The following is a 17,692-nucleotide window of genomic DNA, read 5'->3' as shown; positions in this document are numbered from 1 at the left end:
CGTACTCACGGTTGCGGTACCGCTTGCGTTTCCAGCAACTGTTTGAGGATCTCGGCCGGATTGGCACGCTGTTGGGCGCGGTACAGCGCGACGTGATTGACGAACAGGGTGGCGCGGTTGACCAGGCTGTTGCCGATCACAGGCTTGCGTGCGAGTTCTTCCTTGATGCGCTGGAACTGCACCTGGATCACCCTGTTGGTGTAACGGGTGCCGCTGGCCATGTTGTCGATGTAGATCGCCACGGCGCCGTTGAGCGCCTTGGTGCCGTTATCAATGGCGCCGCTCAATATCTGCGCCGAGGCGGCGTCATTGTTCTGTTGCGCCTGCCGTTGACTCTTGCGCAGGTTGGTCAGGCGGATGTTGTAGTTGTTGATGGTCTCCGCCACCAGGGCGGCAGACTGGATCAGGTTGCCAGCGGCCTCTTCGCGCTGGCGGGCGATCAGCGAGACGTTACGCTTGAGCTCTTCATTGACCAGCCCGAGTTCGGCCTGCAGACGCGGGTCGGTAGCGCCGGCGATGATGCTGTCCAGGCGTTGGGTCGGGTCCTCGGCATCGTCGATGTCATCGGTCAGCCCGGACAGACGTCCCTGTTTCTGCCATTGAGCGAACAGCTCGTCGTAGCGCGAGCGTGGGGCGGACAAGGCGCCGATGGCTACCCGAAACCCGGTGGTCTCGTTACGCTGCTCGCTGCCATCGGCGCCGAACAGCGGGTACTCGCGGCGCATGCCGGTGAACAGCGTGCCCTCGCCTTCCAGGTAGTTGCCACCCTTGACCACGAAGCCGCCATAGGTGCCCTGGCGGCGCCCGGCACTGACCAGCTGGAAGGACTCCTGCACCATCTCGGCGGCGTTACCGATCACATCGAACAGCCCCAGCGGGTTGGCCTGCTTGGTGCCGATCGGCATCAGTCGGGGCGCCTGTCCGGTACCGCCGGCCACCTGGTTGAACACGGCCCAGTTAGCCAGTGGGCCGTCATCGTCACTGCCCTCGACCGGACGCGGGAAAAGCCGGCCTTCCAGCTCCTGGCGGCTGACCTGCGAGCCGCCACGGGCAGCGAACTCCCATTCCACTTCGGTGGGTAGACGGACGAACGCCGCGCCGCCTTCTTCTGCCTTGCTGCCTCTGCCGCTCACGGGTAGCAGATCACGGTGATTGGCCAGCAGCCAGGCGCTGTAGACCGCTGCAAAACGCTCTGCCTCGAAACGCGACAGTTTCACCTGCGGCAGTCGCCCGCTCATATCGGTGACCGGCGCGCAAGCAGGTGCTGGCTCGCCACTGGCCAGCGCCTGAGCCTGGGCCATGACCTGAGCATACTGACGGGCAGTGACCTCGTACTTGCCGATGAAATACATCATCGGTTTCAGCGGGCTGCCGGCGTCGATCCTGGGCAGGCGCTCGGCGATCTGCTTCTGCCACTGCGGCGCCAGGTCCTGCAGGCTGAACTGGCCGTTGATGAAGTCGCGGCGATAGCCGGAGATGAAGGATTGTTTGTAGCCAGCCTCACCTTCGCTGAACGGATATCCCAGGCTGACTTCACGGTCGTCCAGGCTGCCCTGGGTGAGTACATAGACATGGCGGAACAGCATTTCACCGCCACAGGGCAGCGGTAGGCTGACGTCGCCGGGTAACGGTTTGGGGTTGTCCAGTCTGGCCAATTGCTCCGCATCGAGCTCGCGGGGAGCCTCAGCTTCGGACTGCGCAGATGTGGCGGGTGTGTTCGCCGCTGGTGGCTCATCGCCCGGTGAGCAGGCCGTCAGCGCGAGCGTGGCGAGTATCAGGGCGCAGGCAGCGAAACGACTGTCAGACATCACGAATTCCTTGAGAGGCGTCGATCCGGGCCACGCGCATGCCTCCCAGCGCAGCGGCAAGCGCGCTGGCCAGCAGAACGGCACCGAGGGCCACCAGGTAATGCTCGGGCAGCAGACGACTGGCGTAATCGCCCGGCACCTGCACGAAAAGATGGTTGAGACCGCCCTCCGCCAGTCGGTACAGCAGGGCCGACAGGACGCTGGCGAACAGGCCGCTGTACAGCGCCTGGAGAACCACGAACAGCAGCAGCGCGCCGCTGCCGAAGCCCAGCAGGCGCAACACGGCCAGTTCACGTTGCTTGCGCTCGACGGCGGCCAGGGTGCCGGCGCCGGTGGCCGCCACCGCGCCGCCCAGCGCCAGGGTGGTGATCAGCCAGAACAGCAAATCGAGGTTGCGGCTCAGTGCCTGCACCTGGGCGATCTGCGCTGCCTGGGTAAAGACCTGCACCTGCTGTGCGGCCAGGTACTGGCGCAGCGGTTCGACGTCATCCAGCGCGCGCGCGTACAGACGAAAACCGGGATAGATGCGCGGCGCCTGTGTTGCCGCTGCGCCAGGCCAGCCCAGCGCAGGCACAGACAGACCGTCGCGGTAATCCTCGACGGCTTCCAATAGCGCCGCTTGCGCGAACAGCGCATCGCGCTCGAAGGCCGTCAGCGGCAACACAGCCAGGACGTGCAGGGTGGTCTGTTGCCACTGCAGGTCGCCGCCACGCTGGCGGCCGAAGCGGGCCTGCAGCTGGCTGCCGGGCGTGACTCCCAGCTTCTCGGCAGCGCTATGACTGAGCACCACCTGTTGCAGCGTCTGCGGCACCGGCAAGCCCTGCAGCAGCGGATCGCCTGCCGCTGTTGGTAGCATCTCCACGCTTACCCTCGCCTCCCCTGGCGTTATCTGCAATTCGCTGGTGGCGGCGATCTGCCGGGTACGTGGGATGGCGAAGGCGACCTCTTCGCGTTGCCTTAGTGCTTCGATGAAGTCTGCCTGCAGGCGCGTGCCGCCCAGCGGGATGATTTCGCGCACGGCAGGGTCGCGTTGCAGGCGCTCGGTAAGGCTGCCGACCAGGCCGTGCTTGAGGCCGAACAGCACCAGCAGCGGCGCGATCACCGCCACCAGGGCCAGCACGCTGCACGCCGACAGGCGCGCCTCGCGACGATAGTCCTGCCAGGCCAGTCCGGCGATCAGCAGCGGGCGCATCAGGCGGCCTGCTCCAGATGGGCGCTGACACCGCCGTCGGCGTCGCGCCGGCAGTTCATGCGCAGGACGGTCAGGCCGGCGCGCTGCGCCAGCGCCTCGTCGTGAGTTGCCACCACGCAGGTAGCGCCGGTTTTCGTGGCCTGTGCGAGCAGCAACTGCATGACTCGTTCGGCATTGAGCGGGTCCAGCGCTGCAGTGGGTTCGTCGGCCAGCAGCAATTGCGGTCCGTGAGCCAAAGCCCGTGCACAGCTGACGCGCTGGCGCTGGCCGATCGACAACTGCGCGGGATATTTATCCAACTGCTCCTGCACATCCAGCGCCTGTGCCAGATGCTGCACCTGGCCGCTGTCTGCCATGCCGAGCAATTGCCGGGGCAGAGCGATATTGCGGCGCACATCGAGAAAGCCGAGCAGCCCGCCAGCCTGCAGCACGTAACCCAGATAGTGGCTGCGCAGCTGTGCCAGTTGGCTGTGCCGGCCCTGTCGCCACAATCCGGCGATATCGCTGACCGAGCCGGGCAACTCGAGGTTGAAGGTTTCGGCGGCATCCGGTGCCAGCACCAGGGCCAGCAGATCGAGCAGGGTGCTCTTGCCGCAGCCGCTGGGGCCAACCAGTGCCACCTGCGCGCCGGCCTCCAGCTGCAACTGCTCGATGGCCAGGCTGTAGCGCTGTGCGCCCTGGCCACGTTGCTTGAGGACCTGCTGCAGGCGAATCATCATGGCAGCGTCGACAGCGGGACACGGTACAGGGCGTCGCCCGGTTCGGCGTTGCCGAAGCGCACCCAGTTGGCCATGTCGTTGTGGAAGGTTTCATAGAGGCGAATCTTCGACTCCAGCTCGTCGATGAAGTCCTCCTGCTCGGCCACCGACAGCGACAACCAGAGGTCCTGGCTCATGCTCAGTGCCTTGCTGCGATACGGCAGGCCGTCGAGGTACTCGCCGAGCACACCGCTCTGCGCCAGATTGGCGCCCTGGCGCAGTGCCGAGGGGTCGCGACTCATGTAGGCGCTGGCGCTGGCGATCTCGCTGAAGAAGTCGGCCGGCGAGGTCCTGGTCTTGCGCGCGGCGTCGACGATCAGCTTGAGCGATTGCTGCAGGTCGTTGAGCTGCAGCTTGGTCAGCATCACGCACACTTGCAGCGTCGGCAGGTTCGGGTTGCTCAGGTCGCGGTCGGCGGTCCAGGCACTCACCAGTTGCGGCGCCTGACTGGCGCTACGTCGACCGAGAAAATCCATGTGCATGGCGTAGCCGATGGCCTGCGATTTGGCCGCCAGGTTGGCACCTGCGGACAGTTGCGGCGTCACTGGCGCCTGCTGCGCGCGAACTTGCTGCGCCAGTTCGGCGAAGGTCGAGCCGATCTCGCGCACGCGCTCGCCGAAGGCCTGGACATCACCGCCCGGCACCGAGACGTAGAGGTCGCCGATCTGCGGGTTGCTGTCGGCCGTCAGCACCCGATACTGCAGCTCGGCCGAGGCGTGGTTGGCCGTGCCGGCGGGGGTGCGCAGGTGCAGGGCAAAGATCTTGATCTGCTTGCTCAGTGCCGCCTGGCGTACCTCGGCCTCGTTCATCGAGGTGCTGCTGTAAGGGTCGTTCTTGCGCAGCGCGCCGGCATCGCTGACCAGCAGGATCAGGCGGCCGCCATAGCTCGACCAGTCCATGCCTTCTACGGCCTGCATGACACCGGCGAAGGCGTCTTCGTTGAAGGAGTGGCTGGATACGGTGGTCGCCTGAACCTGTTCGGCAGCGCGCAGGAAACGCTGGGGATCACTGCCCTCCTCCAGGCTCACCAGGGTCTTGCTGAGGTACTGCAGGCCGGGTGTGCGCGACGTGCTGTTGCGATAGCCCACCAGGCCGAAGCTGACGTTATCCAGCTCACTGCGCGCCTGCAGCTGACTTTGCAGCTCGCTGACCACCTGGCGCACGCGGTCGATGTAGGGCTGCATCGACACCGAGGTGTCGACCACCAGCACGATGCCGGTACGGAAACCCGAGTCGTTGGCAGCGACCGGCTTGTCTGCAGGGCTCTGAGCTGCACTGCCGGGGTCGATCGAGGCGATGTTGAGCAACTGCACCGGCTGGCCTTCGGCATCGAAGGCTTCGCGGAAGTCGAAGATCGGCATCAGGTAGAACTGGTCCTGCGGAACCGCACTGCTCGTCGGCTCCAGTGCCACCACCTGCGGTACCTGCTCGGGATCGTTCTGCGCCTTGAGCAGCAGCTCTCGCGCCTGGCTGGTGCGGTCGATCAGCTGTTCGACGTCGGAGGCCTGCTGCATGAACAGCACCGGCGCTCGCCCGGAACGCTCGGTGAACTTCAGCACCAGGCTCTGTTTCCAGTCGGTAGCCTGTTCGGCGGCGATCCAGCCTTGCACGCGGCCATCGCTGGCTGCGCCGACCTGCATCCAGGACTGGCCGTCCTGGTTGCGCCGGGCATATACATAGAGCACCGAGAAGGCCGGTAATGCTTCGCCGGTGGCGGCGCCCGGAGCACTCAACAGCTGCGCCCCGGGCTTGGCCAGGATGCGTTGGTAGAGCGTGGTCTTGCCCGGCATCAGCAGCGGCCGCTCGCCGGCCTCACCCGTATCGTCAGCCAGTGGCGCGACAGCTGCGACCTGCCCGTTGTCTTGCGGCGAGCTATCCGAAGCCACCACGGCGGATGGCTGGCCGAGCCACCAGTAGACGCCGCCACCGAGGCCCAGCGCAGCAGCCACGGCAACCGCCAGCAGCGCCATGCGTGGCCCCTTGCTGGCAGTGGACGGTCGTGCCGCTGCGCTGCTGGCAGCGGCAGTCGGTGCGGGTGCCTCGGTCGGCGCCGACGTCGGCGTACTGCGTGGAATCTCGATGGATACCGGTTGCAGCTCCCCCAGTTCACTCGTCGAGGGCGCGCCCAGTGTGGCTTGCTGAGTGAACGCTGGACGGATCAGGGTGGCATCCGAGTCGGGTGCTGGCTGGGCATCGAGCGCGGCTAGCAGTTCCCCGGCATTGTTGAAACGCTCATCCGGGTTCTTCGCCAGCAGGCGCTGCAGCAGGGTCTGATAACGGCTGTGCTGCAGCGGCAGATCCGGTAACGGCTGAGTCAGGTGTGCCAGTGCCGTGGACAGTGCGTCGGTGCCCATGTACGGCAGCTCACCGACCAGTATTTCGTAGAGCACGACGCCCAGCGCGTAGAGGTCGGCGCGGCCGTCGATATCCAGCCCGCGCGCCTGCTCGGGGCTCATGTAGTTGGGTGTGCCGACGGCGAAACCGACCTGGGTGAACTGGGTACGGTCGTCGAGTGACTTGGCGATGCCGAAGTCCGACAGCACCGCCGTACCGTCGGCGCGAAAGAGGATGTTGGCCGGTTTCACGTCGCGGTGGATCAGCCCCTGGCTGTGGGCATAACCCAGCGCCGAGGCGATCTGACGGATGTACTGCAAGCCCTGCTCGGGGCTCAGGCCGGCGGCGATACGCTCACTCAGGGTACCGTTGGGCAGGTACTCCATGGCCATGTAGTAGTGCTCGCCGGCGTTGCCGATGTCGTGCACGGTGACGATATGCGGGTGCGCCAGACGCGCCAGGGTCTTGCCCTCACGCAGGAAACGCTCGCAGAACGAGGCGTCGGCCGCCAGCGCCGGGGCCATGATCTTCAAGGCCACCTTGCGCTCGAGGGAGCGTTGCAGAGCCAGGTAGACGGTGGCCATGGCGCCTTCGCCAATCATCCTGTCGATGTCGAAACCGGGAATATTCAGGTCCATGAGACGGGCTCGCTCGCCTTGATGACGATGGCGGTGATGTTGTCGGGGGCGCCGCGTGTCAGGCCTAGATGGACCAGGCTGCGCACCACCTGATAGGGGTCGTTGTGCGCCAGCACATCGCGGATCTCGTGGTCTTCGGCCGTTCGGGTAAGGCCGTCGCTGCACAGCAGCCAGGTGTCGCCCGGTTGGATGTCGAAGACGCTGCAGGCGAGCTCCAGCTGGTCCTGCACGCCCACCGCGCGGGTGACGACGTTGGCGCGCGGGTGCAGGCGCGCCTCGGCCTCGCTGAGCAGGCCGCTGTCCTGCAGGTCCTGCACATAGCTGTGGTCACGGGAAACTGCCTGCAGCTCGCCTGCCCGCAGTCGGTACAGGCGGCTGTCGCCGGCCCACAGGCACAAGCCCTGGTCGCCGCGGGCAACCATCAGCACCACGGTGCTACCCATCATGGTCACGCCACGCAGGTGGGTTTGCTCGCGCACGGCAGCGTTGATCTGGCTCAGGCTGAGCCGTAGCACATGCTCATAGTCACTCAGGGTGTCGCTCGCCTTGATGTGGCGCAGGCTGTCGACGATCAGGCTGCTGACGTAATCGCCGGCCGCGTGCCCGCCCATGCCGTCGGCCACTACCCAGAGGCCCGCCTCGGGACGTTCCAGGTAGGCGTCTTCATTGATCTGACGAACCAGGCCTACATGGCTGTAGGCCGCTGACTGGTAGTGCAGTGCAGTCATTGCGCGACGACCTCCGGGCCCAGCAGATAAGCCGCGAAGGACTCGGTCGGTGGCAGCCCCTGGCAACGGCGCAATCCGGGCGCGATGCGTTGCGAGCCACGCCCCCACCACAGGCTGGCGCCGCTGCAGGCCTCGGCCGCGAGCGCTGCCAGGCGCCCTGGTGCATCGACCACCGGCCAATGCTGCAGACCATGCGCCTGGTCGTAGGCGGGCAGCGTCGTAGCCGGCAGGGGCTCCAGGCTCTGCACCGCTGTTTCGAAGTCTTCGAAGCGGGCGCCCTCTTCCAGGGTACTCAGCAGCAGGTCCTCGATCCGCTCGAACCACGCTTCGTTCGCCTGCAAGGCCTGCAGCGGCTGCCCGCCAGGAATACGGCAGGCGACCGTCAGCGGAAAGTAGCGGCCGACGCGGTCGATGCTCGGCATCAGCACCCCGGCCATGGCCTCGCTACCACAGACGCCTGGGGCGAGTGCGAAGCGCCACAGCGGGCTGGTCAGGTAGGCGTCCAGCCAGCTTTCGCCGAGCTGGCCCTGACTGCTCTGCAGGCCAGCCGATAGCCAGGCGTCCCAGCCGCGCAGGAAGTCTTTCGTCAGGTTGCGTTCGATGAAGTCGCCGCGGCTGGCGACCTTGCCGTAGAAACCCATCATCGTCATAGCCGCTCCGGCAGGGTGAAGCCGGCCACCGCGCGACTCTTGAAAGGATTGAAAGCACTGCTGGCGCGCAGTTCGTAGGCAACGCTGGAGCGGTCCAGGCGTACGCGCAGGTTGAAGCGATCCGGCGAGGCGCCACCAATCAGCTCGGACTGATCGAGCAGGCGGAACCAGGCCCACGGCCCTTCCAGGGTCAGCGCCGAGCGCCCGCCTTCGACCGGTGGCGACACCGTGAGGCGCACCACGCCGATGCTGCCGGGGTTCGGCCATTGCACTGCGACGGGCCGGCTCGGGCCGTGGTCGAAGCCGATCAGCTGGCCGTCGAGATCGAGCTGCGACTGGCTGATGGTGGCATCCATGCTCACCGGCTTGAGGTCGAAGCGCACGCTCGGTTGCAGGCCGCCACTGCGGAAATACTCGTCGCGAATCAGCGCCGCCCGCTGGAAGGTCTGCAGCACGCCGGCGGAGATGCCCAACTTCTGCGCCGCGCCCGGCTGCCAGCGCCAGTTGCGTGCCGAGGTGTCGACGTAAGGTTGCAGGTACTTGCGAAAGTAGCTGTCCATGACCCCGCCGACGCCGAAGAACTGGCCGAAATCATCCAGCGTGGCGTCGCGCTGGCTGCCCGGCACCATCGGGTAACGGCCGCTCAGCGACTGCCGCCAGACGTTGACCACATCGCTTTGCCAGGCGGCGTTGAGCTGGTTGCGTACCCCGCCCATCATGCTGTTGGTGCTGGCGGCGACGACCGAACGGACCAGCCCCTGGACCAATGCGGGCTGGCGTGCGGCGGTCAGGTTGGCCCGCGCTGCTGCGGCGCTGGCCTGATTCTTCGCTTCGCCGAGCAGCGCCTCGCCGCTGGCACCAACCATGCTGCTGAGTTGCACGTAGAGCTCGTTGAGGTCTGCCAGCAGACCATCGATGGCCATCGGCGCCGACGGGTCCTGGCTGACCAGGCTGTTGAGTTCGGCGAAATGCGCGCTGACTGGATCGATCTGCGTAACCGCCGCCACGGCATTGCCGGCCTGGGTCTGGCCGAGCAGCGAGCCAAGTTTCTGCTTGAGCTGGTCGACACCCTCGTCGGTCGCCTTGGCGACGCCTTCAGATTCGGGCGCCTGCTGCAGGTCGGTTTCCCGCGCTACCCCGATCAACAGCTGCTTGAGCGGTGAGGAAGGCCCCGAGAGGATCCGCAGCACATCCGCCGCCTGGGCCACGCTGGTGATCGGCACGAAATCGAGGTCTGCCAGCAGCGCATCCCACTGTTGCACGTAATCACGCAGGTACAGCTGGCGTACATCGGCGGCCAGGTTCACGGCATCCTGTGTGCTGTCGAGCTGACGGCCCAGTACCCATTGTTCCTCGGCCACGACACTGGCCTGGCTGACGCTTGCGCGCAGGAAGGCTTCGCGGTAGCCACGGCGTGTGTAGAAACCGCTCAGCGGGTCGCTCAGCGCCTTGCCGCTCTTGCGCGTGAAGACCAGTGCGGCGTCGCGCCCGGCGGCCTCGCTGAGACGAAAGTCGCTGACCCCAGCCGGCAGCTTCTGCCGCTTGACCCGGTCATACACACGCTGCGCCAGCGGCAGGCGCTGTAGCTGCATGCGCAGCTCGTCGACCAACCGCTGATCCAGGCGCGCATCCGGTGGGCGCCGCTCGAACAGCGCTTGCAGGTGGCCGTCGAGGGCCTGGCGTTGCTCACCCGACAGATCGCGCGGCAGGCTCTGATCCCAGTCCAGACCGATCCAGGCCTTGATGAACTCGGCGTCGTACTGCTCGCCGCCACCGAACATCAGGTAGGCCTTGAGCCCTTCGTAGAGGTAGTCGGAACCGCCGCCAGTGCGCAGCTGTTCCTCCACTCGGCTGACCAGGCGCGGGGCGAAGGTGGCCACCAGTAGGCGGCGATAGACGCTGGCGGCCTGCTCTTCGAGCATGTCGCCCTGGTACAGACCCAGGCCCTTGGCCCAGTCCGGCGGGTCACCGGCCAGGTTGCGTACGGCGCTGAGCAGGGGCAGCACCGCCAGCACATCGCGCTGCGCCGGGCTGAGGCTGCGTACCTGCTGCTCTAGCGGTGCGGTACGGGCACCGACCTGGGCGATGTAGTCGCGATTGGCGTTGAAGCTGAGCAGCCACAGCGTGCTCACCACCAGCACCAGCAGCACACTGGCTGCCAGCGAACCGATGGCCAGCCATTTGCGGCGGCGCTCGACTTTTTGGTCGACGCCGACCAGGCCGCGTTCGGCGAATGCGACGCGGCTGAACAGATGCTGGAGGAAGTAGCTGCGACCACTGCCACTCTGCCGGGCCAGGTGCTGACGGTCGAGGCTCATGCTCTGCGCCATGGCACCGATCAGGCGGTCGATCGGGCTGCCTTCCTGGGTACCGCTGGTGAAGTACAGGCCGCGCAGCAGGGTGCGTTCTTCGTAGGCATTGGGTTTGAACACGCCATTGAGGAACTCGCCGAGCAGGCTCTTGATCGCGGCGAACTGCTGCGGAAAACCGTAGATCAGATCACGTCGGGCCGGGTCGCGTTCGCGCTGCAAGCGCTCGACCAGACGTTGATTCAGGCGTTGTTCGAGGGCGACGAACTCGCTGTCGAAACTCTCCAGCGGGCCGCCGATGCTCTTGCCGTCATCCAGGGCGAAGGTGAAGCCCCAGACCTGGGCGCGCTCCTCACGGCTGAGGTCATCGAAGAACTCCATGAAGCCCGGCACCAGATCGCACTTGGTGAGCATGACGTAGACCGGGAAACGCACACCGAGCTGGCTGTACAACTCCTGCACCCGCGAACGGATAGCCGCCACATGTGCAGCGCGCTCGCTGTCGCTGCTCTGCAGCAGGTCGGACAGGCTGATGGCGATGAAGGCACCATCGATCGGGCGACGTGCGCGCTGGTTCTTGAGCAGGTCGAGAAAGCCGAGCCAGGCGGCCTTGTCCACCTGGGCGTGGCTGTCCTGGGTGGTATAGCGCCCGGCGGTGTCGAGCAACACGGCCTCGTCGGTGAACCACCAGTCGCAGTTGCGCGTGCCGCCCACTCCACGAATGGCGCCGGCGCCCAGCTGGGCGGCGAGGGGGAAATTCAGCCCGGAGTTGACCAGCGCGGTGGTCTTGCCGGAGCCAGGCGGGCCGATGATCACGTACCACGGCAGCTGATACAGGTTGCGCCGCTCATCGCCGCCCAGACGCGCCTTTTTCAGCAGCGCCAGGGCTTCGTCCATGCGCTGGCGCAGGGTCGCCAGCTCCTCGGCGGTCGCCACGCTGGCGGCGTCCGGCGGCGCTTGCGCGGCCAGGCTGTCGAGCACCTTGCGCTCCTGCTGGCGTTCGCGCAGCAGACAGAACAGGCGCCAGCCGAGCCACAATGCGAACAGTACGATGATCAGCGTCCAGCGCGTCCAGGCTGGCTGTAGCACGTTGAGCAGCGGGCCGATGAACCAGATGATCAGGCTCAGGGCGATCAGCCCGAGCACAGGGATGACCCAGCGGGTGATGAATCCGAACAACGCCTTCACTCCACACCCTCCGCCAGTACGGTGATCTCTACGCGGCGATTCTTCGCCCGTCCTTCGGCCGTGGCGTTGGAGGCCAGCGGTTCGGTGTCGCTCAGACCCTCGGCACTGAAGCGCTGGGCCTGGCCGGTACGCGCCGCGAGCATCTGCAGCACCTCCTCGGCACGGGCGCGCGACAGCGCCCAGTTGGACGGGAAGCGCAACGTGGCGATCGGTTGGTTGTCGCTGTGTCCGGTGATGCGCACCTGGCCCTTGACCTTGGCGATTGCCTCGGCGATGCGCAGCAGCAACGGCTGGAAGTCATCGCGGATGCTGGCGCTGCCGGAGCTGAACAGCTCGTCGCCACGGATGGTGACTACCGAACGGTCGACGCCATCCTCGACCGCTACGCGATTGGCGCGAATGTCGTCGGCGAGGAAGGTGGCCAGGCGTGGCCGCTCGACCACGCGCGGCTTGACCACAGCCGGTTCGATGCTCTGCACCGGCACCTCGCCCAGGGCGTGAATCTGCCGGAACACCGGTTCGGCATCGGCCGTCAGCTTCATCCGCAGCACCAGCAGCAACACCAGCAGCAGTGCCAGCGCCACGGCCAGACCAACCCAGGGTGGCAACAGCCGCGACAAGCGATCCGGTGCCACGCTGACTCCGCGCCAGTGCGGTGACAGCTCATGCTCGCGCTCACCACGCACGCTGCGCAGGGTTGCGGCGGTGCGCTCGCGCAGCGCCTCCAGCTGGCTGCGGCCGTCGTGCATGACCCGATAACGGCCCTCGAAGCCGAGGCTGGTGCACAGGTACAGCAACTCCAACAGGTCGAGGCGTTCGCGCGGGCTTTGCAGGCAGTGCTCGAGCAGCTGGAACACCTTCTCGCCGCCCCAGGCCTCGTTGTGCACGGTGATCAGCAGGCTCTGCTTGCCCCATTCGCTGGTGCTGCCCCACGGCGTACTCAGCACCGCTTCATCGAGCGCGGTACACAGCGCGTAGCGCGCCAGCAGCACATCGTTGCGCGGCACGCCGGCGGCTTCGGCGCGTTGCTCGAACTGGCGCAGGTAGCCCAGCAGCTGTGCACGCAGGCTGGCCGGCGCGGGATGGGCGAGGGTGCTGCGCAGTCGGGTGAGCATGCTCAGCAGCGGGCCTGCGGCCTGCTCCAGAGGGTTCATGCCACGGGCCTGGCCCGCCGGTAGCGGTGCGGCCGGCATCTGCAGCGGCGCAGCCGGCACCTCGGCGGCGGGCTGCGGCCCACGACCACCCGGGCGCGGCATGAACTGGGTGCGGTCGTTGTTTTGCGGCTGCGCTGCCGGTGGCTTGTTCAGCCAGTCGTCTTGATCCGTCATGGATTAACCCCGTATCGCCCAGAAGGCCAGGTTCAGGCCGGGGTACTCGCCCGCGACGTGGAAGGCAAAGCCGCCGGAATGTGCCAGCTGCTTCCAGTGTTCGCTGCCACGGTCGAGCTCGTAGTAGGTCGAGCCGGCGTGGAACGGAATCTGCCGTGGGGCCACCGGCAGCGGCAGCAGGTTGATGCCCGGCAGCTGCAGGTTGACCAGGTCGCGAATGTGCTCCACCGAGCCAATCTTGCTCTGCTGGCCGAAGCGTCCGCGCAGGGTTTCGGCGGGCATGTCGGCGCGTACCACCAGGACGAAGCTGGCGTTGTCCAGCAGGCTGCGGTCGGCCAGCATGGCCACGTGCACGCCATAGGCCTTCTCGACGATGGGAATGGGCACGGCCTTGCTGTCGATCAGCATCGACAGCGCTTCACGCAACGCCTGCATCACCGGGGTGAAACAGCTTTGCAAGTCGTCGTGCAGGTAGATCGGGAACTCCGACGGGCGCCGCCCGGCGCTTGCAAAGGTGGCGAATTCACCGGCCAGCGCCAGCAGTTCGCTGTACAGGCGCTCCGGGTGCAGCGGTTGCAGTTGGGCCAGGTGGGCGAACAACGGTTGGGCGCGGTTGACCAGCTGCAGCAGCATGAAGTCGGCGATCTCCGAGGCGCCGCCGGCGCTGGAGGCCACCACACGCCCGGCGAGTGCTTCGCCACGCTGATGCAGCAGCCCCAGCAGCTCGCCCCGAAAAGCGGCCAGCGGCGCACTTGCTGCCACGTCGAGCAGTGGCGCAATGTACTGTTCGTCCAGCACCAGGGCCCGGTCGGCGCGTTTTTCGCGGACTCGCGCCACACCCAGTACGGCGTATTCCTGCAGGCCGTCGGCGGCGGTCAGCAAACGCAGGGCGCGTTCGCCGACCATCACCGGTACGCGGCTTTCGAATGCGGCGTTGTCGTCACGCACCTCGCGAACCTGGCCACGGTAGCGAGCGCCACCCAGTGCTTCACCCGCTTCGACGGTGTCACGCACACCCGCCCGGCGCAGGGGCAGGGCCAGATAGACCACGCCGTCGCGCAGGTCGTCGGGGATTTCCAGCGGCGCAGGCGCCACGTCGTCCTGCGGGATATTGAACGGCGTGCCGTCGGGTAACAGGCCACGGGCGCTGACGATGGCCAGCTTGCCTTGTGCCAGTAGTCCCATATCGAGCTGCAGATCGGCGAAACCCCAGCCAGCCGCTGACAGTGGGCGGCTGCGCGCATCGATCAGCGCCTCCAGGTAGCGGTCGTGCTGCTGGAAATGCTGGGTGCCGATGAACATGCCTTCGGACCAGATCACACGGTTGTTCCAGGACATCAGGGGGCTCCTGTTAGCGAGAATCAAGGCGAGACGGCGCGGCGAGCTCAGCAGCGCTGGCGGCGTTGATCCCGAGGTCGATGCGGTAATGAGTGAGCGTGTCCTGCTTCGGCTCCAGCACCAGGCGCCACTGCGCCCGGTCGATTTCGCGGTAGCCGACCAGCAGGCCGAGATGGCGGGTTGCCGGGTCCAGCACACGGGTCAACTCACGGGTCTGGCCGGGATGCACCAGCCATTCATCCTCAGCCACCAGTTCGTTGCCCAGGCTTGTCGCCGCACGTTCGGCGAGGCTGAAGTAATCCGTCCGGCTGAACGCGGCGGCGCTGCGCAGTTCCAGCAGGCGCACGCGTACGGGCGCGCTGTAGCCGTCGGTGGTGGGGTTCAGCTCATCGCCAGCCTGCAATTGCAGGACGACGGTGGTCGGTTCCTGCGCGTTGTCGGCACTCTCCATCGCGTCCTTGCTGCAACCACTGCTCAGTGCTGCCAGCAGAAGGCCCAACAGAACGGGCCGGGGTGTTCGTTTGCGCACGTTGCTCATCCTTGTCTACGCCCTCAAGGGCGACGTTGACGGGCGATATGTTGCTCATAGGCCCGGCCGAACTCGCGGCCGAACAGGTCCTGAAAATCGTCTTCGGCTTCGCGCGAAAGGGTCGAGTAGAGTTCGACGAACTGCTGCCAGCACTGCGCCTGACGAGCGTTCGGCAGCAGGCTGGCCAGCCCGCCGCCCTTACCCATGCGCGCTTCCAGTTCCTGCGGCTCGAAGCGTGCCAGCAGGTGACGAATGGCCGCCTGCACGCCTGCCATGACGGCCAACTGATGGGCGCGCAGATCATCGAAGCCGTCCTGAACGGCCTGGTCGGCCGACATGAACGCCGAATTGCCACCGCGCAGCAGCAGGAGCAGGGCCTCTTCCGCGTTTGGCGCGAACTTCAGTGGGTTGTTTTCCACTGGCTGCACCATGGTCTGCTGCAGGCGGAACTCGCCTTTGAGGCTGCTGCGCGCCCGCAGCACGTCGATCAGACCATCGACCATCAGGCGGTAACTGCGTCCGATGCTTTCCATCTGCGTGGCTGCCTGCTGGGTATCCAGGCGCAGGCGCTCAAGCCCGGCACCGCGGAGGAAGGCCTGCAGCAGCATGTCGTCGTTCTGAGCGACCTGCGGCTGACTGGCGGCAGGAGCAGGCGCGGGGGCAGGTACTGCAGGCAGAGGTGGCAAAGGTGCCGGCTCTGCCTGCAGGGCAAGGTCCACGGCTGGCGCTGCTACCGGGGTTGTCGCGGCAGGTGTGATGTTGTCGAGCAGGTCCCAGTCATCGGGGATCAGGCCTGGCTCGAGGCTTGGTTTCTGCTCGACCGGAGGGGTTCTGACCTCTGGTGGACGGAAGTCATGCTGCTGCGCCGGGACATGATCGGAGACAGGTACTGGCGCCGATGTGCTTGGGCCGAGAAAGTCGAAAAGATCCGGCAATGTCTCGTGTGGGGCGACGCTCTGCAGGTGGGCGCTGGCCGGGGAGTCGAAGGGGGTTGCCGGGGAGCTGAAAGGTGCGGGCGGAGCGTCCTGATGGCTCGCCATCAGGGCTTCGAAACTGCTCCCGGAAGGGACGGCGGAAAACGGTGCGGCGCCTTCTGCAATGGAACTTTCCAGTGCTACCTGAATTTCGTATTCACCGATGCGAATAACTTCGCCGTGATTCAGAAGTTCACTGTTGCCGCGTTGCATGCGTACACCAGCCTTGACCAGCTCCACACCATTGGTGCTGCTGTCGGTGATGTAGTAGCGGCCATCCTTGTTTTGCACAAGGCAATGCTTCGTCGAAACAAGGCGCGACGGGTCCGGTAATACCCAGTCATTATCAGGCCCGCGGCCAATTGCCAGCGAACCATATTCCAGGGTTTTCTCGGGGCATTGACCAGGGGTGATCTTGTGATAGCTGGTGATGATCAAACGCAGCGCCATGTGGCCTCCTTGCCCGGCTTTCGTGAATCCCGCAAAACTCATGAAAGCCTTTATTCATGCGGCTTTCAGGCCGCATACATCCCTCTTCAAAAGTCCATCAAGCGGGCTCTGGAACGCGAAAACACGCGATCTTACCTTTTGCTTCGTGATTCCCGTATGTGCCGAAGCGCGCAACTTCCCGAAACTTTGTCCTCAGTCACAAAGGTCTTGGGTGGGCGCCAGTCTACCTTGACTTTAAACATTTTTAAGTTGAAAAATGCGCGACGCCATCGAAATCGTGTAGTGGCCAATCAATATTAAAGGTTGATTGGCTTAGTGCAAGCCAGGATGAAGCTACTGCACTTTTGTGACACGGTTCAAATCGATAAGGAGATCGAGTACGTGGAGAATTCGTTGTTGCTCACTGCTGTTTCAGATGCATCGCCATGCGGTGAAGATCTGGAATACGACAGCGATTTTCTCCAGCTTGAGCGCGATGCGCTGGGGCGCCCGGAGCGCAGCATGGGTGATGCCATCCAGGCCGCCGAGCCGCCCGAATGGCGTCAGTTGGAACAGAGCTGTCACCTCCTGCTGCAACGCAGCAAGGACCTGCGCATCACGCGCTATCTGCTGCAAAGCCGCCTGGCTTTGCGCGGTGTCGAAGGCCTTGCCGACAGCCTCGAATTGATCTTCGAACTGCTCTCGCGCTATTGGCCCGAGATTCATCCGCAGCTCGATGCCGATGATGACAACGACCCCACCGTACGCATCAATACCCTCTCCGCGCTGACCTGCGAGACCAATATCGGCCTGTTGCGCAGTGCTGTGCTGGTGCGTTCGCGGGTGTTCGGCAACATCACCGTACGCGCGGCACTGAATGCCGCCGGCCTGCATCTGGCCAATAGCGAAAGCCTCAGCATCGAGGAACTCGGCGGCGCCCTGCAGGATGCCGACAGCGAAGCCTTGCAGCTCACACACGAAGCCCTGAAGCGTGCGCTGCACAGTTTGAACGCCATCGAGCAACTGGTCAGCGAGCAGGTCGGTTCGGCACAGGGCGTGGATTTCTCTGCGCTGCAGCAACCGCTCAAGCTTGCCCTGCAGGTGCTCGGCGACAGCCCGGTTGGGGCCGCTTCGGAGGATTACCCGGCAGGCGGCGAAGCTGCGCAAGAGCAGCTGGCGCAGCACGCGTCGGCGCCTGCCGTAGCACGCGCCAGCGGCGAAATCAGCAACCGCGATGATGTGCTCAGAAGTCTGGAGCGGATCCTCACCTACTACGCCCGCCACGAGCCATCCAGCCCATTGCCGGTGCTGCTCAACCGGGCTCGCAGCCTGGTCAATGCCGACTTCGCGACCATCGTGCGCAACCTGATTCCCGATGGCATGAACCAGTTCGAAAACCTGCGCGGCCCCGACGCAGACCAGGCCTGATCGGCCTGGCATGCGGGATCACGCTTCACCGTAGATGGCCGAAGGCCGACACGCCGCGTCG

General features: G+C 65.6%; 12 protein-coding genes. 1 reads left to right on the top strand and 11 read right to left on the bottom strand.

The genetic code is table 11. The features are described 5' to 3' along the window. Positions 1-5: 5 nt before the first annotated feature. From INS93_RS17095 to tagH, 11 genes are read right to left on the bottom strand one after another with little or no spacing between them, the layout of a single operon-like run. Positions 6-1,808 carry an SUMF1/EgtB/PvdO family nonheme iron enzyme gene (locus INS93_RS17095; protein WP_192984178.1) on the bottom strand — a complete coding sequence of 601 codons (1,803 nt, stop codon included), beginning with the start codon at positions 1,806-1,808 and terminating at the stop codon, positions 6-8. Then, positions 1,801-3,000 carry an FtsX-like permease family protein gene (locus tag INS93_RS17090; protein WP_192984175.1) on the bottom strand — a complete coding sequence of 400 codons (1,200 nt, stop codon included), beginning with the start codon at positions 2,998-3,000 and terminating at the stop codon, positions 1,801-1,803. The genes INS93_RS17095 and INS93_RS17090 overlap by 8 nt, the downstream gene beginning before the upstream one ends. Then, positions 3,000-3,716, bottom strand: a complete 717-nt coding sequence (locus tag INS93_RS17085; RefSeq protein ID WP_192984573.1) for an ABC transporter ATP-binding protein — start codon at positions 3,714-3,716, stop codon at positions 3,000-3,002. The genes INS93_RS17090 and INS93_RS17085 overlap by 1 nt, the downstream gene beginning before the upstream one ends. Next, on the bottom strand, positions 3,716-6,730 hold the full coding sequence (locus INS93_RS17080) for a serine/threonine-protein kinase (protein WP_192984173.1): 3,015 nt from the start codon (positions 6,728-6,730) through the stop codon (positions 3,716-3,718). Before INS93_RS17080 ends, INS93_RS17085 begins: the two co-directional genes overlap by 1 nt. Further along, positions 6,721-7,458: a PP2C family protein-serine/threonine phosphatase gene (locus tag INS93_RS17075; RefSeq protein ID WP_160018681.1), complete on the bottom strand. Its 738-nt coding sequence runs from the start codon at positions 7,456-7,458 to the stop codon at positions 6,721-6,723. Before INS93_RS17075 ends, INS93_RS17080 begins: the two co-directional genes overlap by 10 nt. Then, positions 7,455-8,108: a type VI secretion system-associated protein TagF gene (gene tagF, locus INS93_RS17070; RefSeq protein ID WP_192984171.1), complete on the bottom strand. Its 654-nt coding sequence runs from the start codon at positions 8,106-8,108 to the stop codon at positions 7,455-7,457. Before tagF ends, INS93_RS17075 begins: the two co-directional genes overlap by 4 nt. After that, positions 8,105-11,605, bottom strand: a complete 3,501-nt coding sequence (tssM, locus tag INS93_RS17065) for a type VI secretion system membrane subunit TssM (RefSeq protein ID WP_192984168.1) — start codon at positions 11,603-11,605, stop codon at positions 8,105-8,107. Before tssM ends, tagF begins: the two co-directional genes overlap by 4 nt. Then, positions 11,602-12,933, bottom strand: coding sequence for a DotU family type VI secretion system protein (locus INS93_RS17060; RefSeq protein WP_192984166.1), 1,332 nt, complete (start codon positions 12,931-12,933; stop codon positions 11,602-11,604). The genes tssM and INS93_RS17060 overlap by 4 nt, the downstream gene beginning before the upstream one ends. Positions 12,934-12,936: 3 nt before the next feature. Continuing rightward, on the bottom strand, positions 12,937-14,271 hold the full coding sequence (gene tssK / locus INS93_RS17055) for a type VI secretion system baseplate subunit TssK (RefSeq protein ID WP_192984163.1): 1,335 nt from the start codon (positions 14,269-14,271) through the stop codon (positions 12,937-12,939). Positions 14,272-14,284: 13 nt separating this feature from the next. Beyond that, positions 14,285-14,800: a type VI secretion system lipoprotein TssJ gene (gene tssJ, locus INS93_RS17050; protein WP_319017556.1), complete on the bottom strand. Its 516-nt coding sequence runs from the start codon at positions 14,798-14,800 to the stop codon at positions 14,285-14,287. Between the two features lie 23 nt (positions 14,801-14,823). Further along, positions 14,824-16,224, bottom strand: coding sequence for a type VI secretion system-associated FHA domain protein TagH (gene tagH / locus INS93_RS17045; RefSeq protein ID WP_192984157.1), 1,401 nt, complete (start codon positions 16,222-16,224; stop codon positions 14,824-14,826). 381 nt (positions 16,225-16,605) lie between these two features. On the opposite strand from tagH, the gene tssA reads away from it, so the two are divergent. Continuing rightward, the gene (tssA, locus tag INS93_RS17040) at positions 16,606-17,631 is read left to right on the top strand and encodes a type VI secretion system protein TssA (protein ID WP_192984154.1); all 1,026 of its coding nucleotides are present in this window, start codon (positions 16,606-16,608) and stop codon (positions 17,629-17,631) included. Positions 17,632-17,692 lie beyond the last annotated feature (61 nt).

Origin of the sequence: Pseudomonas sp. EggHat1 (genome assembly GCF_014892995.1) — a bacterium.
Lineage (GTDB): Bacteria > Pseudomonadota > Gammaproteobacteria > Pseudomonadales > Pseudomonadaceae > Aquipseudomonas > Aquipseudomonas chaetocerotis.
This window is presented reverse-complemented; position numbering and strand designations above follow the sequence as displayed.